At 75.1% G+C, this 22,431-nt stretch carries 16 protein-coding genes and 1 other RNA gene; 2 read left to right on the top strand and 15 right to left on the bottom strand.

Annotated features, from left to right (window positions below; translation table 11 throughout):
- Nucleotides 1-13: 13 nt before the first annotated feature.
- The 6 genes from ABD358_RS11395 to ABD358_RS11370 all read right to left on the bottom strand — a co-directional run bounded on the left by ABD358_RS11395 (nucleotide 14) and on the right by ABD358_RS11370 (nucleotide 7,902).
- A complete protein-coding gene (locus tag ABD358_RS11395) occupies nucleotides 14-2,347 on the bottom strand; it encodes a xanthine dehydrogenase family protein molybdopterin-binding subunit (RefSeq protein WP_425576302.1) in 2,334 nt (777 codons plus the stop codon).
- The gene (locus ABD358_RS11390) at nucleotides 2,344-3,924 is read right to left on the bottom strand and encodes a (2Fe-2S)-binding protein (RefSeq protein WP_344630808.1); all 1,581 of its coding nucleotides are present in this window, start codon (nucleotides 3,922-3,924) and stop codon (nucleotides 2,344-2,346) included. Before ABD358_RS11390 ends, ABD358_RS11395 begins: the two co-directional genes overlap by 4 nt.
- Nucleotides 3,921-4,781 (bottom strand): FAD binding domain-containing protein, encoded by an 861-nt coding sequence (locus ABD358_RS11385; RefSeq protein WP_344630915.1) that lies wholly within the window; start codon nucleotides 4,779-4,781, stop codon nucleotides 3,921-3,923. Before ABD358_RS11385 ends, ABD358_RS11390 begins: the two co-directional genes overlap by 4 nt.
- A 287-nt stretch (nucleotides 4,782-5,068) precedes the next feature.
- Nucleotides 5,069-6,754, bottom strand: coding sequence for a beta-N-acetylhexosaminidase (locus tag ABD358_RS11380; RefSeq protein WP_344630807.1), 1,686 nt, complete (start codon nucleotides 6,752-6,754; stop codon nucleotides 5,069-5,071).
- Nucleotides 6,755-7,001: 247 nt separating this feature from the next.
- Nucleotides 7,002-7,286: a DUF3039 domain-containing protein gene (locus ABD358_RS11375; protein WP_344630806.1), complete on the bottom strand. Its 285-nt coding sequence runs from the start codon at nucleotides 7,284-7,286 to the stop codon at nucleotides 7,002-7,004.
- Nucleotides 7,287-7,341: 55 nt separating this feature from the next.
- Nucleotides 7,342-7,902 carry a YqgE/AlgH family protein gene (locus tag ABD358_RS11370; protein WP_344630805.1) on the bottom strand — a complete coding sequence of 187 codons (561 nt, stop codon included), beginning with the start codon at nucleotides 7,900-7,902 and terminating at the stop codon, nucleotides 7,342-7,344.
- Between the two features lie 228 nt (nucleotides 7,903-8,130).
- On the opposite strand from ABD358_RS11370, the gene murA reads away from it, so the two are divergent.
- Nucleotides 8,131-9,459 (top strand): UDP-N-acetylglucosamine 1-carboxyvinyltransferase, encoded by a 1,329-nt coding sequence (gene murA / locus ABD358_RS11365; protein WP_344630804.1) that lies wholly within the window; start codon nucleotides 8,131-8,133, stop codon nucleotides 9,457-9,459.
- A 92-nt stretch (nucleotides 9,460-9,551) separates the two neighbouring features.
- Here murA and ABD358_RS11360 read toward each other — a convergent pair whose 3' ends face one another.
- The 6 genes from ABD358_RS11360 to ABD358_RS11335 form a co-directional block, all read right to left on the bottom strand.
- Nucleotides 9,552-9,833, bottom strand: coding sequence for an HU family DNA-binding protein (locus tag ABD358_RS11360; protein WP_344328094.1), 282 nt, complete (start codon nucleotides 9,831-9,833; stop codon nucleotides 9,552-9,554).
- Nucleotides 9,834-10,178: 345 nt separating this feature from the next.
- On the bottom strand, nucleotides 10,179-11,603 hold the full coding sequence (locus ABD358_RS11355) for an NAD-dependent malic enzyme (protein ID WP_344630803.1): 1,425 nt from the start codon (nucleotides 11,601-11,603) through the stop codon (nucleotides 10,179-10,181).
- Between the two features lie 412 nt (nucleotides 11,604-12,015).
- Nucleotides 12,016-14,358: a HelD family protein gene (locus tag ABD358_RS11350; protein WP_344630802.1), complete on the bottom strand. Its 2,343-nt coding sequence runs from the start codon at nucleotides 14,356-14,358 to the stop codon at nucleotides 12,016-12,018.
- A 139-nt stretch (nucleotides 14,359-14,497) separates the two neighbouring features.
- Nucleotides 14,498-15,640, bottom strand: a complete 1,143-nt coding sequence (locus ABD358_RS11345; protein WP_344630914.1) for a uroporphyrinogen-III synthase — start codon at nucleotides 15,638-15,640, stop codon at nucleotides 14,498-14,500.
- A 133-nt stretch (nucleotides 15,641-15,773) separates the two neighbouring features.
- Complete coding sequence (locus tag ABD358_RS11340; RefSeq protein WP_344630801.1) at nucleotides 15,774-17,192, bottom strand: nitrate/nitrite transporter; 1,419 nt, start codon at nucleotides 17,190-17,192, stop codon at nucleotides 15,774-15,776.
- 209 nt (nucleotides 17,193-17,401) lie between these two features.
- Complete coding sequence (locus ABD358_RS11335; protein ID WP_344630800.1) at nucleotides 17,402-18,376, bottom strand: LysR family transcriptional regulator; 975 nt, start codon at nucleotides 18,374-18,376, stop codon at nucleotides 17,402-17,404.
- A gap of 102 nt (nucleotides 18,377-18,478) precedes the next feature.
- Between ABD358_RS11335 and ABD358_RS11330 the strand changes: the two genes are divergently transcribed.
- Nucleotides 18,479-19,867, top strand: coding sequence for an MFS transporter (locus ABD358_RS11330; protein WP_344630799.1), 1,389 nt, complete (start codon nucleotides 18,479-18,481; stop codon nucleotides 19,865-19,867).
- 124 nt (nucleotides 19,868-19,991) lie between these two features.
- Here the strand turns inward: ABD358_RS11330 and ssrA are convergent.
- From ssrA to ABD358_RS11315, 3 genes are all read right to left on the bottom strand, one after another.
- Nucleotides 19,992-20,362: a transfer-messenger RNA gene (gene ssrA, locus ABD358_RS11325) on the bottom strand.
- 253 nt (nucleotides 20,363-20,615) lie between these two features.
- Nucleotides 20,616-21,095, bottom strand: coding sequence for an SsrA-binding protein SmpB (smpB, locus tag ABD358_RS11320; protein WP_344630798.1), 480 nt, complete (start codon nucleotides 21,093-21,095; stop codon nucleotides 20,616-20,618).
- A gap of 18 nt (nucleotides 21,096-21,113) precedes the next feature.
- Nucleotides 21,114-22,322 carry a S41 family peptidase gene (locus ABD358_RS11315; RefSeq protein ID WP_425576301.1) on the bottom strand — a complete coding sequence of 403 codons (1,209 nt, stop codon included), beginning with the start codon at nucleotides 22,320-22,322 and terminating at the stop codon, nucleotides 21,114-21,116.
- Between the last annotated feature and the right edge of the window lie 109 nt (nucleotides 22,323-22,431).

The raw sequence follows: 22,431 nt of genomic DNA, 5'->3' as shown, positions 1-22,431 counted from the left end.
GGACCGGCGCCGCCTACCGCTGCGCCGTCACCGCGGCCTGCGGGCGGATCGGCAGCCGGTTGACCGGGCGCCCGGTGGCCGCGCGCACCGCCGCGGCCACCGCCGCCGGGGAGACCACCACCGGGACCGCGCTCACCGACTTCGCCCCGAACGGGGCGACCACGTCGCGCTCCTCGACCAGCTTGACGACCTTCACGTCCGGGGCGTCCAGCGCCGTCGGCAGCGGATAGGCCGTCAGGTCGGGATGGCGCACCACGCCCCTGGACACCCGCAGGTGCTCGGTGAGCGCCGCGCCCACGCCCTGGGTGACGCCCGCCTCGATCCGGGCCCGCACCTGCTGGGGGTTGAGGACGCGGCCCACGTCCTGGGCGACGGCCATCTCCACCACCCGGATCGCGCCCAGCTCCACGTCCACGTCCACCACGGCCCGGATCGCGGCGAAGGCCAGGCCGACGAAGGCGTCGCCCTGGCCGGTGTCGTCCAGCGGCTCGGTCGGATGCGGGCGGCACTGGGCGGTGGCCCACAGCTCCTTGCCCTCCAGCGCCTCGGCGACGGTGGTGCTGAGCACGCCGTCGTAGGAGGTGATCCTGCCGTCGGCGATCGTCAGCAGTTCGGCGGACATCCCGAACTTCGCGGCCAGCGGCTGGAGGAGCTGGGTGCGCACCATCTTCGCCGCCCGTTCCACCGCGCCGCCCGAGACCCAGGTGTGCCGTCCGCGCGCACCGGGTCCGGCCGGGGGCTGGTCGGTGTCCACGGGGACGACGTGGACCTCCTCGACGCCCAGCACCTCCTGCACGATCTGCCGGGCGAGGGTGGCGAAGCCCTGGCCGGTCTCCACCGCCGCGCACATCACCGTCGCCACGGGGCCGTTGACCTTCACCGTGGCCGTGGACACCTCGTCGGCGCCCTCCGCCCCCAGCATGTGGACCATGCCGAGCGCGTAGCCGATGCCGCGGCGCACCGCGCCCGGCTCCCCCGCGCCCTCGGGGCCGCCCGGCAGCAGCCACTCCTCCTCGGGACTGTCCTTGGGCAGCGGCGGCAGCGGTGCCTCCCGCACGGCGGTCAGCAGTTCGGCCACGGGCGCCGGGCAGGTGACGGTCTGTCCGGTGGGCAGCAGGTCGCCGGTCGCCATGACGTTGCGCATCCGCAGCTCGACCGGGTCCATGCCCAGCTTGGCGGCGAGCTTGTCCATCTGGCCCTCGTAGGCGGCGCACACCTGCATCGCGCCCTCGCCCCGCAGATGGCCCGACGGGGGGTTGTTGGTGCGGACGGCCCAGCCGTCGACCACGGCGTGCGGCACGACGTAGGGACCGGCGGCGAAGGCCACGGCGGCGGCCAGCGCGTCGGCGGAGTCGTCGGCGTAGGCGCCCGCGTCCAGCAGGATCTGCGCCTCCACCTTGACCAGGCGCCCCTCGGCGTCGGCGTGGTGCCGGTAGCGCAGCAGGGTGGGGTGGCGGTGGGAGTGGCCCAGGAACGACTCCTCGCGGGTCGCGGTGAGCTTCACCGGGCAGCCGGTCCGCATCGCCAGCAGCCCGAGGGCGAGCTGGACGCTCAGGTCCTCGCGGTCGGCGGTGGCGCCGGGGACGCCGGTGACGACGACCTTGACCTGCTCGGGCCTGAGGCCCAGGCAGGCGGCGGCCAGGTCGCGGTCGGTGTGCGGATCGGTGGAGGCCGTGTAGATCTCCACCCCGCCGTCGGTGCGGGGCACGGCGAGCCCGGCCTCGGCGCCGATGGGGGCCGGGTCCTGGCGGCCGATGCGGTACAGGCCCTCGACGATCACCTCGCCGGTGGCGGTCTCGTCGCCGTACCGCAGGGGGATGTGCCGGATCACGTTGCCGTCGGGGTGGATGGGCTCGGCCTCGAACGCCTTCTCCGGGTCGGTGACCGGCTCCAGCACCTCGTACTCGACGGCGATGGCGGCGGCGGCCAGGCGTGCGGTGTCGGGGTGGTCGGCGGCGACGGCGGCGATGGGCTCGCCGTGGTGGCGCACGACGTCGCGGGCGAAGGCCGGCCGGTCGGCGACGCGGCGGCCGTGGGTGTCCTGGCCGGGCACGTCCTCGTGGGTGACGACGGTCCGGACGCCGGGCATCGCGGCGGCCTGCGAGGTGTCGACGGAGACGATGCGCGCGTGCGGGTGCGGGGAGCGCAGGACCGCGGCCCACAGCAGCCCCTCGGCCCACAGGTCCGCGGCGTACGGGAAGGTGCCCTGGGTCTTGGCGAGCGCGTCGGCGGGCTGGAGCGAGGCGCCCAGCCCGTACCGTGGCGCGTCCCCGTTCGCCGTCTCCGCGGGGATGCCGGTGACGGGCAGTCCCCCGGCCGGGGTGGCGGTCGCCGCATCGCTGGTCACTGCGCGCCTCCGTCCTGCGGCAGGTGGTGGTCGTGGGGCGGCTGCCCTCCCGGTGCGTAACCGCCCTGGTGGGGGATCCGGGCCTGGGGGCCGTCCCCCTGCCCGGCCTGGGCGCCCTCCGCCTCCCGTGCCTCGGCGAGCGCGGCGGCCGCCGCCTCCCGCTCGGCGACGACCATGCGCACGGCGTCGAGGACGCCCCGGTAGCCGGAGCAGCGGCAGAGGTTGCCGCTGAGGGCCTGGCGGGCCTCCAGTTCCGTCGGTCCGTGGTTGCCCTCGAGCAGGTCGTGGAGGGTCATCGCCATGCCCGGGACGCAGAAGCCGCACTGCACGGCGCCGCAGGCGGCCAGGGCCCGCTGCACGTCGCAGGGGGCGCCGTTCTCGGCCAGCCCCTCGACGGTGCGGACCTCGGACCCGGCGGCGGTCGCGGCGGGCACCAGGCAGGAGGCGACGAGCCGCCCGTCGACCTGGACGGAGCAGGCTCCGCACTCCCCCTGCGAGCAGCCGTCCTTGGCCCCGGCCAGGCCGAGGCGCTCGCGCAGCACGTAGAGCAGGGACTCGCCGATCCAGGCGTCGACCACGGGCCGGTCGGCCCCGTTGACGCGCAGGACGTACGAGACGTGCGGGTGCTCGCTGTCGACCGCGGACGCCTCCGGGACGCTTCCGTCCCCGCCCAGCACGCCCCCGCCCGGGTCCGCCTCCCCGCCGTCCGGGGCGGGGACGTCCGGGACCTCCGGCGCGTCCGGGGTGCCCGGTGTGCCCGCGGCGTCCTGGGCGGGGGGCTCCTCCGCTGCCTCCGGCGCCTCCGGTCCGCGCATGTCCTCGGCCGGGGCCCCGGGGACCTCCGCGGCGGGTTCCGCGGTCGGCTCCGCGGCCGGTTCCGCGGCCGGCTCCGGAACCCGGTACGGCCCGGGGGCCGCCCCGGCCGCGGGGGCCAGGTACTCGCCGGAGTCGTCCGGGCCGCCCTCCGCCGCGAACGGGATCGACCACTGGCCGGTCGCGCCCGGAGCGGGGGACGCGCCCCAGTCCGCGCCGGGTACGGGCGCCTCCGCGGAGCCGCCGTGCGCCTCCCCGTGCGTCCCGCCGCCGTCCTCCTGGGTGTGGGGGGCGGGGCCGGCGTCCGGAGAACGGCGTGCGCGGGCCTCGTGCGAGCCGGCCAGGGCCGCTGCGGCACCCTGCCCGAGGGCGGCGGCGGGCGACGGCGCACGGGTCCCGGAGGCGTCCGGCGTCCCGTGGTGGGCCCCGGACGTCTCGGGCATCCCGTCGGCGGGGCCCGCCGGGCCGCCGGCGAACGGCATCGTCCACTGGCCCGGGGCGGCCGGGTCGGTGGTGGCCGCCGGGGTCACGGGAGGCCGGGAGTCGATGGGGGGCGGGGTCCAGCCCTGCCCGGTGCCCGGCGCGGCGAGCGGGTCGTACGCGCCTCCGGGCCCGGCGTGCCCGGGCTGGTACGGCCCGGGAAGCTCCCCGGGCAGCTGTATGAACGCGGTGGCGTCACCGTCGTACTCGCCGCCCCAGCCGCCCGGCGGCGCGGGCGTCCGGCCGGGCCGGTCCGGCTGGATCGGCTGCTGGTCGTTGCTCATGCGAGTGCCCTCCCGAGTCCCCGGCGGGCCAGTGTGGCCACCGTACGCCGCACGTGCAGCGCCGCGGGCGGAAGTACGGGGGGTTCCCCCCCGTCCTCCGGCGCCGGCGGGTCGGGGATGCAGGCCATGGCGACGTAGTCCCCGAAGGCGGCGAGCACTTCGGGGGCCAGGGCCCGCTGCCCGTCCCAGTCGATCAGCGAGGCCACCCACTGCTCGGCCTCCAGCGGGCGCAGCGGCATCGGGGCGACCGCGCCGACCGCGCAGCGGACCCCGCGCCGGGCGGGGTCGAGCACGACGGCGACGGACGCCAGGGCGCGCCCGGGGCCGGTCCGTCCGGTGGCCTTGAGGAAGGTCTGCGGGGCGTGGAGCAGCGGCACCCGGACGTAGCCGACGAGTTCGCCCGGTCCGAGCATCTCCATGCCGGTGAGCAGGTGGCTCACCGGGATCTCGCGGCGCGTCCCCCCCGGTCCGGCGATCAGCAGGGTGGCCTCCAGGGCGGCCAGGACGGGCAGGGCGTCGCCGGTCGGGGAGGCGGTGACGATGTTGCCGCCGAGCGTCCCGGCGTTGCGGACCTGCGGCGGGCCGGCGGCGCGCGCGGCGGCGGCGAGGGCGGGGATGAGGGCGGCGAAGTCGGGGCGGCCCATCCGGGCGTGGGTGAGGCCGGCGCCGAGCAGCGCGTGGCCGTCCTGGTACTCCCAGCCCCGGATCTCGCTGATCCGCCCCAGGCCGACGAGCCCGGCGGGCCTCAGCAGACCGGCGTTGACCTCCGCCATGAGGTCGGTGCCGCCCGCGACGGGCACGGCGGCAGGCGCGGCCTCCAGAGCGGCCACGGCCTCGTCGAGCGTGGCCGGCAGCATGACCGGCTGCGCCGCCCGTGGTGCGTGCGGTGCGTGCGTGCTCAATCCAGCGCCCCTTCCCCGGTCGTCCCGGCTGCCAGCCGTACGGTACGTGCTGGGAACCCGGACGTGGCAACTCTGGCACATCCCGGGGGGCGGCCGGTGCGGGGGTCCATGAAGGGACCATCCGTCCCCGACCTGGCCGATGACCCGCTTTCGGCGGTTGTCGCCGACAGGCGCGGCTTGCCACCCCTGGGAGACCTTGTCTTACTTTAAGCGCCCGCCGCGGGGCGTCCCCGTGCGTTCGCTCACAGGTTCGCCCATCCCCCGCCGGAGGGACGTCCGGGGATGCCGGGGCGGCGCTGCCAGGGGCGGGGACCGGACGGCGGACGGTAGGCCACGCCGAGCGCGTCGAGGCGGGCGTAGTGGGCGCCGGCCATCCGCCGCTCGAACCCCTCCCAGTCGCGTGCCTCCCGGGGCGACCACACCGCCTCGGCGAAGGCGGCCAGCCGGGGGAACGCCTGGTAGTCGGCGCGCTGCCGGTCCTCCACGACCTCGGTCCACAGGTTGGCCTGTGCTCCGAGGACGTGCTTCTCCGCCGCGGTGCCCGCCAGTTCCGGCGGCACGGGATCGAAGCGGTGGACGTCGCGCAGGGTGCGCGGGTCCCCGATGGGCACCGGCTCGTCCTCGCCGGCGTCCTGCCGGTAGTCGAGGTAGACGTACTCCTCGGGGCACATCACCACGTCGTGTCCGGCCCGCGCGGCGGCGATGCCCCCGGTCCAGCCGCGCCAGGAGGCGATCACGGCCCCGGGGCCCAGCCTGGTCCCCTCCGCCGCGCCGTCCCCCACCGCGCCGCCCTGGAGGATCTCGTCCCAGCCGACGAGGCGCCGGCCGCGCTCGGCGAGCCACGCGTCGAAGTGCCGCACGAACCAGGCCTGGAGCGCGTCCTCGCCGTCCAGCCCGAGTTCCGCGATCCGCACCCGCGCCGCCGGGGAGCGCCGCCACTGGTCCTTGACGCACTCGTCGCCGCCGATGTGCACGAACTCGCCGGGGAAGAGCTCCAGCACCTCCTCGAGGACGCCCTCGTAGAACCGCAGGACGGTCTCGGTGGGGGCCAGGACGTCGGGGCTGATCCCCCAGTCCGTCCAGACCTCCAGGGCCGCGGTGTCCACGACGTCCGTGTTGCCCAGCTCCGGATAGGCGGCGATGGCCGCCCGGGAGTGGCCGGGAACGTCGATCTCGGGGACGACGGAGATGTGCCGTTCGGCGGCGTACGCGACGATCTCGCGGATGTCGTCGTGCGTGTAGAAGCCGCCGTGCGGGCGCTCGTCCCACAGCGGGGAGGTCCGGTGGCCGAGCCGGCTCCGCCGCCGCCAGGAGGCGACCTCGGCGAGCCGGGGGAAGCGCCGGACCTCCAGGCGCCAGCCCTGGTCGTCGGTGAGGTGGAGGTGCAGGACGTTCAGCTTGTGGGCGGCGAGCAGGTCGATCCAGCGCAGCACGTCGTCCTTGGGCGCGAAGTGCCGTGCCACGTCGAGCAGGAAGCCGCGCCAGGGGAAGCGGGGCGCGTCCTCGATCTCCACGTGCGGCAGCGACCGGTCGCGGCCGGGCAGCGGGGCGCGGCGGTGGGCGTCGGGGCCGAAGAGCTGCCGCAGCGTCTGCGCCCCCCAGAAGACGCCGGCGGCCGATCCGCCGGACAGGTCCACGCCGTTCGCGGTCACGCGCAGGCGGTAGCCCTCGGGTCCGAGTCCGGCGGCGGTCCGTTCGTCCACGCGCAGCCTCAGGGCCCCGCCGTCCGTCCCGTCCCGCCCGGCCGCGGGCGGCGGCAGCGGCAGTCCGGTGGCCGCGCCGAGCGCGGCGCGCAGCCAGCGGGCGGTCCCCTCTGTGCCGGGGCCGGCGTCGAGCACCGTCGAGGCGCCGGGCGTGAACCGCGGGCCGCCCTCGGCGACGGACCGCGGCACGGGGACCAGGTTCGTTCCGGAGCCGGGCTCGGGCATGCTCAACCCCCTGTCGGGCGCGGGTGTCCGGGCCGTGCGGCGGCCCCCGCGCCGGACGTCCCGTCCCCACGGCCTCCGCAGGAGCGTAGGGACGGCCGCGCGACCCGGGCAAGGGCACGTGCCCTCCGGGCGGGGACACGCGGCGGCCCCCGGAACACACCGGGTGTTCCGGGGGCCGCCGGGAGACGCGTCCGGGAGCCCTACACGGGGGAGCCGGGGCGGACGGCCTGCCCCGGGGGAGGCGGCGTCACTTCTTGCCGCCGTCCTTGCCCTTGTCGCCGCCGGACCCCAGGGACTCGTAGATCTCCTTGCACATCGGGCAGACCGGGTACTTCTTGGGGTCGCGCCCCGGTACCCAGACCTTGCCGCAGAGCGCCACGACGGGGGTGCCGTCGAGCGCGCTGGCCATGATCTTGTCCTTCTGGACGTAGTGGGCGAAGCGCTCGTGGTCGCCATCGCCGTGGGACACCTGCGGGGTGGGCTCGACGAGGGTGCCGGTGCCCGTCCCGCGCTCGGGCTCTGGAGTGCTCATGGGGCCAGAGTACTGCGGTCCGTCCCGGAGCGGTCCCCGCCCCGTCCGGCCTCCGCTAGTTCAGCGAGGGGTCGTCCGGGTACGTCGCCACCATCGCCAGTTCGCTGCGCTGGCGGCGCAGCACGGCCCGCCACAGCCGCTGCGGATCGGGCGCGTAGACGTCGCCCGGTTCGGACTCCACGACGTACCAGGCCCCTTCCTCCAGCTCGTTCTCGAGCTGGCCGGGGCCCCATCCGGAGTAGCCGGCGAAGATCCGCAGCGAGCCCAGCTCGGCGGCGAGCAGCTCGGGGGGCGCCTCCAGGTCCACCAGGCCGATGGCGCCGTGCACGCGTCTCCATCCCAGCGGTCCCTCGCCGCCGGGGACGACGGCGATGCCGAGCGCCGCGTCCAGCGAGACGGGGCCGCCCTGGAAGACCACGCCCGGCTCGCCGGCCAGGGCGGCCCAGGGCTCCAGGACGTCCTTGACGTCCACGGGGGTGGGCCGGTTGAGGACGATGCCGAGCGAACCCTCCTCGTCGTGGTCCAGGAGCAGCACCACCGCACGGTCGAAGTTCGGGTCGGTCAGCGCCGGCGTCGCGACGAGCAGCCGCCCGGTGAGCGAGGTCACCTCGGTCATGTCCCCAATGATCCCGCACTTCGGGCTCCCGCGGGGACCCAACCCCTCCATGACGTTGCGGAACGGCGCGGAAAAGGAGCGGGGACGGAGCGGGAGGGGCGCGTCGCGCGGGCCCCTCCCCCGGGGCCCCGGCGCCCTTCCGTCCGCCGAGCGGCGGGCACGGGGCGGGCGGTCGGCCATTACCATTCGACGTGCCCCTGCTCTTTTACATCCTGGAACGCGAGGCCCATGACCGGCACTGACGACGTACTCCTTGTCCACGGCGGAACCCCGCTGGAGGGCGAGATCAGAGTCCGCGGCGCGAAGAACCTCGTGCCCAAGGCCATGGTCGCCGCACTGCTCGGCAGCGAACCGAGCCGCCTGCGCAACGTCCCCGACATCCGCGACGTCCGCGTCGTCCGCGGCCTGCTGGAGCTGCACGGCGTCACCGTGCGCAGCGGCGAGGAGCCGGGGGAGCTGGTGCTCGACCCCTCCCACGTGGAGAGCGCCAACGTCGCCGACATCGACGCCCACGCGGGCTCGTCCCGCATCCCGATCCTCTTCTGCGGTCCGCTGCTGCACCGGCTGGGCCACGCCTTCATACCGGGCCTGGGCGGCTGCGACATCGGCGGACGGCCGGTGAACTTCCACTTCGACGTGCTGCGCGAGTTCGGCGCCGTCATCGAGAAGCGCGAGGACGGGCAGTACCTGGAGGCCCCGCGCGGGCTGCGCGGCTGCAAGATCCGCCTGCCGTACCCGTCGGTCGGCTCCACCGAGCAGGTGCTGCTGACGGCGGTGCTGGCCGAGGGCGTGACCGAGCTGTCCAACGCCGCCGTCGAGCCGGAGATCGAGGACCTCATCTGCGTGCTGCAGAAGATGGGCGCGATCATCTCCATGGACACCGACCGGACGATCCGCATCACCGGTGTGGAGAAGCTGGGCGGCTACAACCACCGCGCCCTGCCGGACCGCCTGGAGGCGGCCTCCTGGGCGAGCGCGGCGCTGGCGACCGAGGGCAGCGTGTACGTCCGCGGGGCCAGCCAGCGCGAGATGATGACGTTCCTCAACACCTACCGCAAGGTCGGCGGCGCGTTCGAGGTGGACGACGAGGGCATCCGCTTCTGGCACCCGGGCGGCGCGCTCAACGCCATCGCCCTGGAGACGGACGTCCACCCCGGTTTCCAGACCGACTGGCAGCAGCCGCTGGTCGTGGCGCTGACCCAGGCGTCGGGCCTGTCGATCGTGCACGAGACGGTGTACGAGTCGCGGCTGGGCTTCACCTCCGCCCTCAACCAGATGGGCGCGCACATCCAGCTCTACCGCGAGTGCCTGGGCGGTACGCCGTGCCGTTTCGGCCAGCGCAACTTCCTCCACTCGGCGGTCGTCTCCGGCCCGACGAAGCTCCAGGGCGCCGATCTGGTCATCCCCGACCTCCGCGGCGGCTTCTCGTACCTGATCGCCGCTCTGGCGGCCCAGGGCACCTCCCGGGTCCACGGCATCAGCCTGATCAACCGGGGCTACGAGAACTTCATGGAGAAGCTGCCGGCGCTGGGCGCGCGGGTGGACGTCTCCTCCTGACCCGCCGGCGGCCCGGGAACGGCGAGAGGGCGGTCACCCCGACCGGGGTGACCGCCCTCCTTCATGCGCCTGCGGGGTCGCACGCCAGGGGCTCACTTGCCCTTGGCGGCCTCCTTCAGCTTGGAGCCCGCGGAGACCTTCACGCTGTAGCCGGCCGGGATCTCGATGGGCTCGCCGGTCTGGGGGTTGCGCGCGGTACGAGCGGCACGGTGGGTGCGCTCGAAGGTCAGGAAGCCGGGGATGGTGACCTTCTCGTCGCCCTTGGCGACGACCTCGCCGACGGTCTCGGCGAACGCGGCCAGCACGGCGTCGGCGTCCTTGCGGGTCACCTGGGCGCGCTCGGCCAGCGCGGCCACCAGCTCACTGCGGTTCATATTTCGTACTCCTGTGTTTTTCTTGCCTGTGAGGCGTGGGATCAAGCCGATGCTGCCAGGGCCCTCGGACAGTCTCCGGACCCGGGTCTGCTTTCCAGACCCTCGCGCCCGTAGGGGGACCCCCTGGACGCAGTCCTCGGGGGAGAATCCTGCCCCCATTTGAGGCGGGAACGCCAATCCGGCACCCTGCGATGTCACACGAAGACCACCTGTGACACGCCGCTATTACGCTCCGTAGCCACGCCTGGCGTCGTTTCCGCCAGCCTAAGGGGCCATCCGGGTGCCGTGTCCCCGGCGCGCCGTCCGGCGCCCCCGGGCGGACGGCTTCCGGGCGGGCGGCTCCCGTCAGGCGGACGCGGCGGACTCCCCGGTCGTCCTGACGGCGTCCCGCACCGCCCCGGCCACGGCCCCGGCGACCTTCTCGTTGAAGACGCTGGGGATGACGTAGTTCGCGTTCAGCTCGTCCTCGTGGACCACGTCGGCGAGGGCCCGCGCGGCGGCCAGCATCATCTCCTCGTTGACGGTGCGCGCCTGGGCGTCGAGGAGGCCGCGGAACACGCCGGGGAAGACGAGCACGTTGTTGATCTGGTTGGGGAAGTCCGAGCGGCCGGTGGCCACCACCGCCGCGGTCTGGCGGGCGATCGCCGGGTCCACCTCCGGGTCGGGGTTGGCGAGCGCGAAGACGATCGCGCCGTCGGCCATCGCCGCCACGTCCTCGGCGCCGAGGACGTCCGGGGCGGAGACGCCGATGAACACGTCGGCGCCGACGACGGCCTGCTTGAGGGTGCCGGTCAGGCCCTCGGGGTTGGTGTTGTCGGCGATCCAGCGCAGCGGCGAGTCGGGGGCGGCGTCCACCAGGTCCGGGCGCCCGGCGTGCACCACGCCGTGGATGTCGGCGACCACCGCGTGCTTGACGCCGGCGGCCAGCAGCAGCTTGAGGATGGCGGTGCCGGCCGCTCCCGCGCCGGACATCACCACCCGCACGTCGCCGATGCCCTTGCCGACCACGCGCAGCGCGTTGGTCAGGGCGGCGAGCACGACGATGGCGGTGCCGTGCTGGTCGTCGTGGAAGACGGGGATGTCCAGGGCCTCGCGCAGCCGCGCCTCGATCTCGAAGCAGCGGGGGGCGGAGATGTCCTCCAGGTTGATGCCCGCGAAGCCGGGGGCGACGGCCTTGACGATCTCGACGATGGCGTCGGTGTCCTGGGTGTCCAGGCACAGCGGCCAGGCGTCGATGCCCGCGAAGCGCTTGAAGAGGGCCGCCTTGCCCTCCATCACCGGCAGGGCGGCCCTGGGGCCGATGTTGCCCAGACCCAGCACGGCCGAGCCGTCGGTGACGACGGCGACGGCGTTGCGTTTGATGGTCAGGCGGCGGGCGTCCTCGGGGTTGGCCGCGATCTGGGTGCAGACCCGGGCCACGCCCGGCGTGTAGATCATGGACAGGTCGTCGCGATTGCGAATGGGGTGCTTGGACGCCATCTCGATCTTGCCGCCGAGGTGCATCAGGAAGGTCCGGTCGGAGACCTTGCCGATGGCGACGCCCTCGATGTCCCGCAGCTTGGCGACGATCTCGTCCGCGTGCGCGGTGGAGGACGCCGCGATGGTGACGTCGATCCGCAGCCGCTCGTGGCCGGAGGCCGTGACGTCGAGGCCGGTGACCGAACCGCCGGAGGACTCCACCGCCGTGGTGAGCTGGCTGACCGCCGATCCCCCGGCGGGCACCTCCAGACGGATGGTCATCGAGTACGAGACGCTGGGCGCCGTTGCCATGGCGGGTTCCTCTACTTTTCCGTGGTGCAGTGACGTGGGCCCGGCCGCCGGGCCGGGTCACGTCACCCGATCGTCGCACTTACCGACGAGTACGCGGTAACCCGGCCCGGTGGGCGGAAAGTGTTTTCCGCCATAGGCGGCCCCGCGGAAGGGCGGACGGCCGCGGAGCACGCCCGCGGAGGGCGGCCACGGAAAAGGGCCCGCCCCGCCTGGCCGGCGGAGACGGACCCCTGTCACTTCTCACGTTGTACGACACCGACCCGCCATGCTCGCCTCGCGGCAAGTGGTCGCTCGAAGCGACGAAGGTTGGGCCCGGGGGCTTGGATCGGGCCGGTGCCACTGCCAGGCTAACAAACGATCGGCCCCGGTGAGTCCACCCGCCGGACGCCGTCTCCGCCCGGCCCCGCGGACCTCACTCCCGCAGCAGGTCCGGGACGCCGTCCCCGTCCGGCAGGTCCCTCTCCCCCGACAGGACCGTCAGCCGCTGCGTGGCCCGCGTCAGCGCCACGTACAGCACCCGCAGCCCGGCGGGGGACTCGTCCGCGATCTCCGCCGGGGAGACCACGAGCGTCGCGTCGTACTCCAGGCCCTTGGCCTCCAGGCTGCCCAGCGGCACCACGCGGTCGCCCAGCCCGTCCAGCCAGGCGCGCGCCTCCTCCCGGCGGCCCATGGCCACCACCACGCCGACCGTCCCCTCCACCTCGTCCAGCAGCCGCCGCGCCTCCTCGCGCACGGCCTCGCCCAGGCCGCCGCCGGACGCCACGGCGAAACGCGGCACGAGCCCCGTGGAGCGCACCGCCCTGGGCGGCCGCACACCGGGCATGGCCAGGGCGAGCACCCGGGCGGACAGCTCGGCGATCTCGGCCGGGTTGCGGTAGTTGACCGTCAGCTCGAAGCGGCGGCGCGGCCGGGCTCCCAGCGCCTCGTCGCGGGCGGCGGCCGCCTCCTCCGGGTCGGACCAGGAGCTCTGCGCCGGGTCGCCGACGACCGTCCACGTCGCCTGGCGGCCGCGGCGGCCGACCATCCGCCACTGCATCGGGGTGAGGTCCTGGGCCTCGTCCACGATGACGTGCGCGTAGTCGGCGCGCTCCTCCGCCCGCCGGTCGGCACGGGCCGGGCGGGCGGCGAGGCGGTCGGCGTAGGTGGTCAGCTCCTCCAGGCCGGTGAGCTGGTCCAGCGGGTCCGCCTCCTTCACCCGCGGCCGGGCCGGGGTGCCGAGCAGCACCCGCAGCTCGTCCAGGAGCGCCACGTCGTGGACCGACAGCGGGCCGGACCCGTCGGCGTCCAGCCGGGACAGCGAACGCGCCAGCCTGCGCGCCTCCCGCGGCTGGAGAACCCGGCGCGACCAGCGGCCGAGCCGCCTCTCGTCGCCCATGGCGGCGAGCACCCGGCGCGGGGTCAGCTCCGGCCACCAGGCGTCGAGGAAACCGGTGAAGTCCGTCTCGGTGGAGACGTCCTCGTCGAACCCCTGCCGCGCCTCGGCCTCCAGCTCGGGGTCGGTGTACCGCCGGCCGGCCCCGGACTTCCGCCACAGGGCGTCCAGCAGGAGCCGCCGGGCGCGCGGGCGCAGCAGGTTGACGGGAGCGGTGCCGCCCAGCGCCTGGGCACGGATCCTCCGCAGCTCCTCGGCGTCCAGCTCGATCCGCGCGCCGAGGGCGACCACCCGCAGGCTCTCCGGCACCCCGTCCGATCCCGGCGCCCCGAGGTCCAGGGTGCCGCGCACCGCGCGGCGCAGCACCTTCACCATGCGGGAGGAGCCCTTGATCCGGGCGACGGCCTGCTCGTCGTAGGTGTCGGCCTCGGCTCCCTCCACCAGCGAGCCCAGCGCGCGGATGGCGACCTGGCCCTCCTCGCCCAGGGACGGCAGCACGCCCTCGGTGTAGGAGACCAGCAGCGGGGTGGGGCTGACGATCAGGATGCCGCCCGCGTACCGCCGCCGGTCCTGGTACAGCAGGTACGCGGCGCGGTGCAGGGCCACCGCCGTCTTGCCGGTGCCGGGGCCGCCCTCGACCTCGGTGACGGAGACGGCGGGGGCCCGGATGACCTCGTCCTGCTCGGCCTGGATGGAGGCGACGATGTCGCGCATGGAGTGCCCGCGGGCCCGGCCCAGCGCCGCCATCAGGGCGCCGTCGCCGACCACCGCCAGCTCCTCGCCGTCCAGGTGGGCGGTCAGCTCCGGGCGCAGCAGGTCGTCCTCCACGCCCAGCACCTTCCGGCCCCGGCTGCGGATCACCCGGCGCCGCACCACCCGGCCCGGTGCCACGGGGGTGGCCCGGTAGAAGGGCGCGGCGGCCGGGGCCCGCCAGTCGATGACCAGCGGGGTGTAGTCGGCGTCGAGCACGCCGAGCCGCCCGATGTGGAGGGTCTCGGCGATGTCCGCGGTGTTGTCCGGGCGCACCGCGTCGTCGGCGGGCTCCACGGAGGTGTACGCGCCGTCCGGGCCGCGCTCGCCGTCCTTGCCGAGCAGCAGGTCCACGCGGCCGAAGAGGAAGTCCTCGAACTCGCTGTTGAGCCGGTTGAGGTGCACCCCGGCGCGGAAGACCTGCGCGTCCCGCTCGGCGAGGGCTCCCGGCGTGCCCACCTGGGCGCGTTTGGCGGCGTCCGCCATCAGGAACTCCGCCTCGTGGATCTTCTCCTCCAGGCGCCGGTAGACCGCGTCGAGGTGCTGCTGCTCCCCGCGGATCTCCCGGTCCCGGACGCCGTCGTGGCCGCCGCGCCGGTCCTCGCCACTGTCCTCGCCGGTGGTCCGCCGCACCGACGGCACTGTCTCCTGCGCTCCCAACGCACGGGCCCCCTTCTGGTGTACTCAGGGCAGCCGTCCACCGTACGCGACGCCGGGTGTGCCGCGCACGCGCGTGCGCGCGAAAGGGGGCCCGGACCCGGGCGCCGGGCGGTCAGCCGCCGGCGGCCTCCCCGTGCGCCGCGCCGCTCTCCGGGTCGAAGGCGAGCCGGTAGCCGCGCTTGACCACCGTCTGGATCAGCCGCGGCCGGCCGAGCGCCGAGCGCAGCCGCGCCATGGCCGTCTCCACGGCGTGCTCGTCGCGTCCCGCGCCGGGCAGGACGCGCAGCAGGTCGGCGCGGGGGACGACCCAGCCGGGCCGCCGGGCCAGCGCCCGCAGCAGCGCCATCCCGGCGGGCGGCACGGGCCGCAGCTCGCCGTCCACGAGCACCGCGTGGCCGCGGATCTCCAGCCGGTGCCCGGCCACGGGCAGGACGGCCGCGCGGCCGGGCAGTTCGGCGCACAGGAGCTGGACCAGCGGTCCGATCCGGAAGCGTTCGGGGCGTACGGAGGGCACGTCGTGGGCGGCCAGGGGCGAGGAGGTGACCGGTCCGACGCAGGCGGCCAGCACGTCGCGCCGGAGCGCGGCGAGCAGGTCGTCCCGCAGGCCGCGCTGCCCGGCCCGGTCCAGCAGCGAGGCCGCGGCGGGGGCGCTGGTGAAGGTGACGGCGTCCACGGCGCGGGCCACGACGGCGTCGACGAGCCGGTCCAGCGGGGCGGTGTCCTCCGGCGGCAGCCAGCGGTAGACCGGCACCCCGACGACCTCCGCCCCCGAGTCGCGCAGGGACTCCACGAAGCCGGGCACCGGCTCGCCGTGGAGCTGGACGGCGACGCGGCGCCCCGAGACGCCCTCCGCCAGCAGCCGGTCCAGGACCTCGGCGAGGGACTCGGAGGGCGGCGACCAGTCCTCGGTCAGCCCGGCGGCGCGGACCGCGCCGCGCACCTTGGGGCCGCGGGCGAGGAGTTCCGCCCCGCCCAGCACGGCCCGCAGCGTGTCGCCCAGGCCCCAGCCGTCCGCGGCCTCCACCCAGCCGCGGAAGCCGATCGCGGTGGTGGCCACCACCACGTCGGGCCTGTCGTCGAGCAGGGCCCTGGTCGCGGCGAGGAGTTCGCCGTCGTCGGCCAGCGGCACGATCCGCAGGGCCGGGGCGTGCAGTACCTCGGCGCCGCGCCTCCTCAGCAGCGCGCCCAGTTCGTCGGCGCGCCGGGCGGCGGTGACGCCGACGGTGAAGCCTTCCAGTGGTCCGACCTGGTGCATGGGGTCCTCGTCCGCAGTCGTTCGCACGGGCCGCTCCGTACGGGTCGTGGGCGGACCGAGCCTGCCAAGTATCCGTGACGGGCCCGGTTCGCCGCGATGTCCCCCGTGTTACGGGTGCCGTGCCCGGGCTTCCTCAGACCTCCGCGCGGGCGGGGCGCGTCCCGGCTCCGGCCGGGGCCGCCCGCTCCCCGTCCGGGGTGCGGGGGGACGCGGGGGCCGTCCGCCGCAGGTATACGGACCGGGTCACCGCCGCGCAGAGCACGTAGTAGCCGAGGAAGACGGCGAACGCTCCGGTGCCGGTGCCGAAGGAGGCGAAGGACTGGCGCAGGGCCATGTTGATGCCCACGCCGCCGAAGCCGCCGATCGCGCCGATCAGCGCCATGGACGCGCCCGACAGCCGCCTGGCGTGGGCGGCGGCCGCCTCCCCGGCCATGCCCGCCGCCAGGGCCCTGGCCTGGAAGATGCCCGGGATCATCTTGAACGTGGAGCCGTTGCCCAGGCCGGTGAGCACGAACAGGACGGCGAAGGAGGCGGTGAACAGCGGCAGCGACTCCCGCAGGGACGCGATGACGACGGCGCCGGCCGCGGCCGTCATGGCGGCGAAGTTCCACAGCGTCACGCGGGCGCCGCCGAACCGGTCGGCGAGTCTGCCGCCGACGGGGCGGACCAGCGAGCCCAGCAGGGGGCCGATGAAGGTCAGGGAGGCGGCCTGGAGGGGGGTGCGGCCGAACTGGGTCTGGAGCACCAGGCCGAAGGCGAAGCTGTAGCCGATGAAGGAGCCGAAGGTGCCGATGTACAGGAACGCCATGATCCAGGTGTGGCGGTCCCCGGCGGCCTCCCGGGCGGCTCCGGTGTCGTTGCGGACCGGGCCGAGGTTGTCCATGTGCCGCGCGCTGAGCACGGTGGCCGCGACGATCAGCGGCAGGTAGGCGGCGAGCAGCAGCCTGGGGTGCGACGCCCCCGCGACGGCGATGACCAGCAGGCCGGCGAGCTGGACGGCGGCGACGCCGATGTTGCCGCCGCCCGCGTTCACCCCCAGCGCCCAGCCCTTCAGGCGCAGCGGGTAGAAGCTGTTGACGTTGGTCATGGAGGAGGCGAAGTTGGCGCCGCCGACGCCGGTGAGGACCGCGACCGCCATGAAGGCGGTGTACGAGGTGCCCGGCTCCATCACGACCAGCAGGGCGGCGGTGGGCAGCAGCAGCATCGCCGCGCTGACCACCGTCCAGTTGCGGCCGCCGAAGCGGGCCACGGCGAAGCCGTAGGGGACGCGCAGCGCGGCGCCGACCAGCGAGGCGACGGCGACCAGGAAGAACTTCCCGGCCGGGTCGATGCCGTACTCGGGGCCCATGAAGAGGGTCAGCACCGAGAACATGCTCCACACCGAGAACCCGATGTGCTCGGAGAGCACCGACAGGGCGAGGTTGCGCCGTGCGACCCGCCGGCCCTCCCGCTCCCAGAACCCCTCGTCCTCCGGGTTCCAGCGCTCGATCCAGCGGCCTCTTTCCCGTGCGCTGCCGCGTGTGCTGCCGCGTGCGGTGGTCGGAGCGGTCATGGGGCCTCCACGGTGTCGGGTCGTCGCCCCGACGCTAGGGACGGCGCGTTTCACCCCGATGCCGGAAGGTGACCTCCGCGCAACCTTGCTCTCACCCCCCGCTCAGCGCGCCTGTGAGCCCCCGGCGCCCGTTCCGGTGCCTCCTTCGCCGCCCGCGCGCCGCGGGCGGCGGCAGGACCCGCGGCGCCGAACCGGCCTCCTCCTCCCCCTCACCCCGCGCCGGTGACGGCGCCGGTGACGAGGACGTCGGGTTCGGGGAGCCAGGAACCGGCGGGGCGTTCCAGCCAGCCCCCCTCCGCGGCCAGCCGCCGGGCGGCCTCCAGGAGGGCGTCCAGCCCCGGGTGCCGCAGGCCGCGCCGCCACACCAGGGAGATCGGCGAGAGGGGCACCGGATCGACGAGCGGGCGCAGGACCGTGCCGGGCACCGCCACGAAGACCTCGCTGGCCAGCACCGCCCAGCGGCGTCTGCGCACGATCCGGGCGAACTCCTCCTCCCCCTCGATCTTCGGGAAGGACTCGGCGGGTACGATGCCGCGGCCCGCGAAGAGCCGGCGGGCGTAGTCGGTCCACTCGGCGGTCTCGGGGTTGCCCTCCCCCGCGTACAGCGTCTCCCCCGCCAGCGCCTCCAACGGGACCCTCGGCAGCGGGGCCAGCCGGTGGTCCTCGGGAAGCAGGACGGAGACCCTCTCGTACCGGACCAGCCGGTGGTCCAGGCCGGCGAGCACGGCCGGGTCCAGTCCGGCGACGCGGCCGAAGGAGACGTCGAGCCGTCCGCCGGCGATCTCGGCGGCGGCGCCGGTCAGACCCGTGTGGTGGCGGGCGACGAACTCCGGCTCGGGGACCAGCCGCCGGGCCTCGTCCAGCACCCGCCGACCGGTGGCGACCGGTGCGCGGACATCGACGATCAGGGGGCGCTCGTCGCGCACGGCGGCCGCGTTGAGCTCGTCGTGCGCTGCCAGTACGCGCCGGGCGTACGGCAGCAGCCGCTCCCCTTCCGGGGTGAGGGCGACATGCCGGGTGGTGCGGACGAACAGCGCGGCGCCGAGGGCGCCCTCAAGCCGCCGGATGTCCCGGCTGAGTGCCTGCTGGGCGACGTACAGCCGGGCGGCGGCGCGGGTGAAGTGCAGTTCGTCGGCGACCGCGACGAAGGCGCGCAGCAGCCGGGGATCGGTGTCTCGGGGCACGCCTCATGGTCCCGCCCGCCCGCCGCATTGACAACGGATATGAGTGAGTGGCCGCTGAGCAGGTGTTGGACGCGCCCCGAGCCCCTGCCCGACGGTATGTACATGCCGAATCAGTCCTTCCATCCCGTCCTCGCGCGCCGTCCCGAAGCGCCCGCCTCCCCGCTGTTCGCCCTGGGCGGCGAGGCCCTGGTGGCCGTGCCGAGGGAGCCGGCCGCCGGATCCCGGAACGGGGACCGGCGCGGGCGCCCGCGCGGCAGCCGCTCGCCGTCCCGCCGGTTCGGCCCCTACGCACGGCTGTTCGCCGCCCCCGGAACGGTCGCCTTCACCCTCGCGGGGCTGCTCGCCCGGCTGCCGATGGGCATGTTCGGCATCAGCGCGGTCGTCATGATCGCCGGTACGCGCGGCTCGTACGCCCTGGCCGGGGCCGTCACCGCCACCGGCCTGGCCGTGAGCGCCGTCGTGGCACCGCTGACCGCCCGGCTGGTGGACCGGTACGGGCAGGCCCGGGTCGCCGTCCCCGCCGTGTCACTCGCCGCCGCCGGCTCGCTGGCGCTGGTGCTGTGCGTGCGGTACGACGCCCCCGACTGGACGCTGTTCGCCGCCCAGACGGCCACCGTCACCGCCCCCAACACCGGAGGCATGGCGCGGGCCCGCTGGGCGCACCTGTACCGCGGCTCCACACCGGAGGCCGAGGCCGCGCGGCACACCGCGAACTCCTTCGAACAGGCCCTGGACGAGCTGTGCTTCATGCTCGGCCCGGTGCTGGCCGTCTTCCTGTGCGTCTCGCTCTTCCCCGAGGCCGGCACCCTCACCGCCGCGGTCCTGATGCTGGGCGGCACCCTGCTGTTCGCCGCCCAGCGCCGCACCGAGCCGCCCGTCGGACCGCGCGGCGACGGCACCCGTGCGGCCGCTCCCCTGCGGGCCCCCGGCCTGCCGCCGCTGCTGCTGGTCTTCCTCGCCACCGGAGCGGTCTTCGGCTCGCTGGAGGTGGTGACGGTGGCGTACGCCGACGGGCTGGGGCAGAAGGGCGCGGCGGGGACCGTGCTGGCCCTCCAGGCGCTGGGCTCGGGAGTGGCCGGACTGGTCTTCGGCGCGCTGCGTCTCGACGGCTCCCCGGGCGCGCTGCGGCGGCGCTTCACGGTGTGCGTGGGCGCCATGGCCGTCCTGATGGCGCTGCCGCTGTCCGCCTCGGCCGCCGGCAGCCTGCTGGTACTGGCTCCCGCGCTGCTGGCCGCCGGGATGGCGACGGCCCCGGCGATGGTCACCGGGATGACGCTGGTCCAGCGGCTGACCCCGCCCGGCCGGCTCAACGAGGGGATGACCCTGGCCGTCACCGCGCTGCTGGGCGGGATAGCCGCCGGCTCGGCGGCGGGCGGCTGGGCGGCGGAGCACCTGGGCGGCTCGTGGGGGTACACGGTGCCGCCGGCCGCCGCGGCGCTCGCCGCGGCAGCGGCCCTGGTGGCGGTCGCGGGCCGGCGGAGGACCCCGTGACGTCCGTCCCTGTGCGGCGCGTCCCGCCCGTCCGCGCCCCCGCGCCGGCGGCGGGACGCGCCCGTACCGGGGGGGACACAACGAAAGCGGCGGGAGAGTCAGAGGACTCTCCCGCCGCTTTCGTCAGTGGAGATGGCGGGAATCGAACCCGCGTCCAACGGTGCAGAACCAGGGCTTCTCCGAGCGCAGTCCGCTGTGATTTTCTCAGCCCCGGCAGTCACGCGGACAAGCTGCCGACGGGCTCAGTCACTGTTGGATGTCCCACACACCCCCGTGACCGGGATGGGTGGTGAGTTCCCTAGCTGATGCCAGGATCCAGGGCGGGAACGCCCCTGGGCTGACACTTCACCAGTCGCTGATCAGGCAGCGAGGGCGAAGGAATCGCGCTTGGTGTTGGCGATTATTTTTTCGCGGCACATGGTTAACGAGATCATTGCCGCGTTCCTCGGCTCGCTTCCCCTGCTTCAACAGCCGCTGTCGAAACCGATCATCCCCATGTTGAGTTGACAAGCACATCCGGCCGGAGCCGGATGGCGCTGCTGCCATTGTACGGGATCAACGCAAGAGGCTGCCAGTGCGTTCCCCGCCGGGGAACCGTCCGGGCGACCCGCGCCGACCGCCGTACGCATGGTCCAACCGGGGCGGGCACCGGATTGTTCCCCGCCGGACGATCCGCCCCACGCGTGCGGGCGGCCGGGCGGCGCGGCGGACGGGCCGACGCCGGCGCGCGCCCGGCCGTGGAGGACGGCTACGCCCGCTGCCGCCGCCGCACGGCGGACATCACCCGCTCGGCCTCGCGCCGGTCCTGCCGCTCCCGCAGCGCCTGCCGCTTGTCGTACTCCTTCTTGCCCCGCGCCAGCGCGATCTCGACCTTGGCCCGCCCCTCCTTGAAGTACAGCTGGAGCGGCACCAGCGTCAGACCCGTCTCCTGGAGCTTGCCGATCAGCTTGTCGATCTCCGCGCGGTGCATCAGCAGCTTCCGCTTGCGCCGCGCGCTGTGGTTGGTCCACGTCCCCTGGGCGTACTCGGGGATGTGGACGTTGTGCAGCCATGCCTCACCGCCGTCGATCTGGGCGAACCCGTCCACCAGCGACGCGCGGCCCTGCCGCAGCGACTTCACCTCGGTGCCGGTGAGCACCAGCCCGCACTCGTAGGTGTCGAGGATGAGGTAGTCGTGCCGCGCCTTCTTGTTCTGCGCGATGAGTTTGCGACCCGTCTCTTTAGCCATAGCCGGGTCATTGTCCCACTACGACCGGGTGCCGAGGCCACTCAATACCGTGCGGGCCTCCTCCAGCGCGTTCTCGCCGGGACGCACCTCCAGGTCGGGGGTGATGCCCTCCTCCTCGACGGTCCGGCCGGAGGGGGTGGCGTACTCCCCGACGGTCACCTCGGCCACCGAGCCGTCCGGCTGCTCCAGGGGGACCTGCACCGTTCCCTTGCCGAAGGTGCGGGTGCCGACCACGACCGCGCGCCCGCGGTCCTGCAGGGCCCCGGTCAGCAGTTCGGCGGCGCTCATCGTGCCGCCGTCGACCAGCACCACCAGCGGGGAGCCGGTGTTCCCGCCGGGGTCGGCGTGGAGGGCGTGCCGGACCTCGCCGTCCCCGTAGGTGGCGACGAGGCCGCCGTCGAGGAAGGCGGAGGCGGCGTCGGCGGCCTCGGCGACCAGGCCGCCGGGGTTGCCCCGCAGGTCGAGCAGGATCCCCTCGTCCGGCGGAAGGCGGTCGGCCGCGCGCCGCACCCGGTCGCCGGAGCCCTTGGTGAACGAGTCGACGCGGATGCGGGTGACGTCGCCGCCGAGGGGGGAGACGGTGACGGTCTCGACGGCCAGCCGGGCCCGTCTGAGTCTCTCCTTCCAGGTGCGGCCGTCCCGTTCGAGGCCGAGGACGACCTCGCTGCCGGGCGGGGATCCGGCCGCCGACCGGCCGCCGCGCAGCAGGGCCACGACATCGGTGACGGGACGGCCTGCGGTGCCGGTGCCGTCGACGCCGAGCAGCCGGTCGCCGGCCCGGATCCCCGCCTCGTCGGCGGGGCTGCCCGGCTGGACGCGGGCGACCTCGATCCGGTCGGCGGACGAACTGCGGACGGTTATGCCGACGCCCACGTACTCGCCGTCCAGGGCCCTGCGCACTCCCTCGTACTCGCGGGCGGTGTAGGCGGCGGACCAGCGGTCGCCGCTGCGGCTGACGAGCTCCTCGGCGTCGTGCGCGCCGCCCTCCCCGCCGTCCCGCGGAGGTCCGTCCTCACCCGGCCGGGGCGGTCGCGGGCTCACCGGAGACGCGTCACCCTGGGTGACGCCTCCCCACGATTCGGTGACGGCCCCGGTCGCCAGTACGGTCACGAAGACCAGGGTCAGTCCGGCCCCGCGGAGGACGCGGTGAGGGCGGCGCCCGCCGTCCGCGGACCCGCTGGCGGTCCGGACAAAGTCTCGTGGGGCGAACATCGACGGACCCGACATGCTGCGGAGTCTAGGACACGGACGGGCGTCACACGGAAGGTCGCCCGCGCGTCCGCTGCGTCGCCGGTCACATCCGGGCGGCGCCCGGGGGCGTCCGAACCGCCCCCGG

Source organism: Streptomyces glaucosporus (assembly GCF_039533345.1).
Taxonomy (GTDB): domain Bacteria; phylum Actinomycetota; class Actinomycetes; order Streptomycetales; family Streptomycetaceae; genus Streptomyces; species Streptomyces glaucosporus.
Note: the sequence above shows the minus strand (reverse complement) of the source record. Positions and strands in the feature narration are given on the sequence as shown.

Excerpts from the sequence above, each read along its gene's own strand:
- ABD358_RS11315 (WP_425576301.1), bottom strand. The coding sequence starts at position 22,322 with ATGTCGGGTCCGTCGATGTTCGCCCCACGAGACTTTGTCCGGACCGCC.
- ABD358_RS11385 (WP_344630915.1), bottom strand. The coding sequence starts at position 4,781 with ATGCTGCCGGCCACGCTCGACGAGGCCGTGGCCGCTCTGGAGGCCGCG.
- ABD358_RS11355 (WP_344630803.1), bottom strand. The coding sequence starts at position 11,603 with ATGGCAACGGCGCCCAGCGTCTCGTACTCGATGACCATCCGTCTGGAG.
- ABD358_RS11370 (WP_344630805.1), bottom strand. The coding sequence starts at position 7,902 with ATGACCGAGGTGACCTCGCTCACCGGGCGGCTGCTCGTCGCGACGCCG.
- ABD358_RS11380 (WP_344630807.1), bottom strand. The coding sequence starts at position 6,754 with ATGCCCGAGCCCGGCTCCGGAACGAACCTGGTCCCCGTGCCGCGGTCC.
- ABD358_RS11345 (WP_344630914.1), bottom strand. The coding sequence starts at position 15,640 with ATGCACCAGGTCGGACCACTGGAAGGCTTCACCGTCGGCGTCACCGCC.
- ABD358_RS11330 (WP_344630799.1), top strand. The coding sequence starts at position 18,479 with ATGCCGAATCAGTCCTTCCATCCCGTCCTCGCGCGCCGTCCCGAAGCG.
- ABD358_RS11375 (WP_344630806.1), bottom strand. The coding sequence starts at position 7,286 with ATGAGCACTCCAGAGCCCGAGCGCGGGACGGGCACCGGCACCCTCGTC.
- ABD358_RS11340 (WP_344630801.1), bottom strand. The coding sequence starts at position 17,192 with ATGACCGCTCCGACCACCGCACGCGGCAGCACACGCGGCAGCGCACGG.
- smpB (WP_344630798.1), bottom strand. The coding sequence starts at position 21,095 with ATGGCTAAAGAGACGGGTCGCAAACTCATCGCGCAGAACAAGAAGGCG.
- murA (WP_344630804.1), top strand. The coding sequence starts at position 8,131 with ATGACCGGCACTGACGACGTACTCCTTGTCCACGGCGGAACCCCGCTG.
- ABD358_RS11390 (WP_344630808.1), bottom strand. The coding sequence starts at position 3,924 with ATGAGCAACGACCAGCAGCCGATCCAGCCGGACCGGCCCGGCCGGACG.
- ABD358_RS11360 (WP_344328094.1), bottom strand. The coding sequence starts at position 9,833 with ATGAACCGCAGTGAGCTGGTGGCCGCGCTGGCCGAGCGCGCCCAGGTG.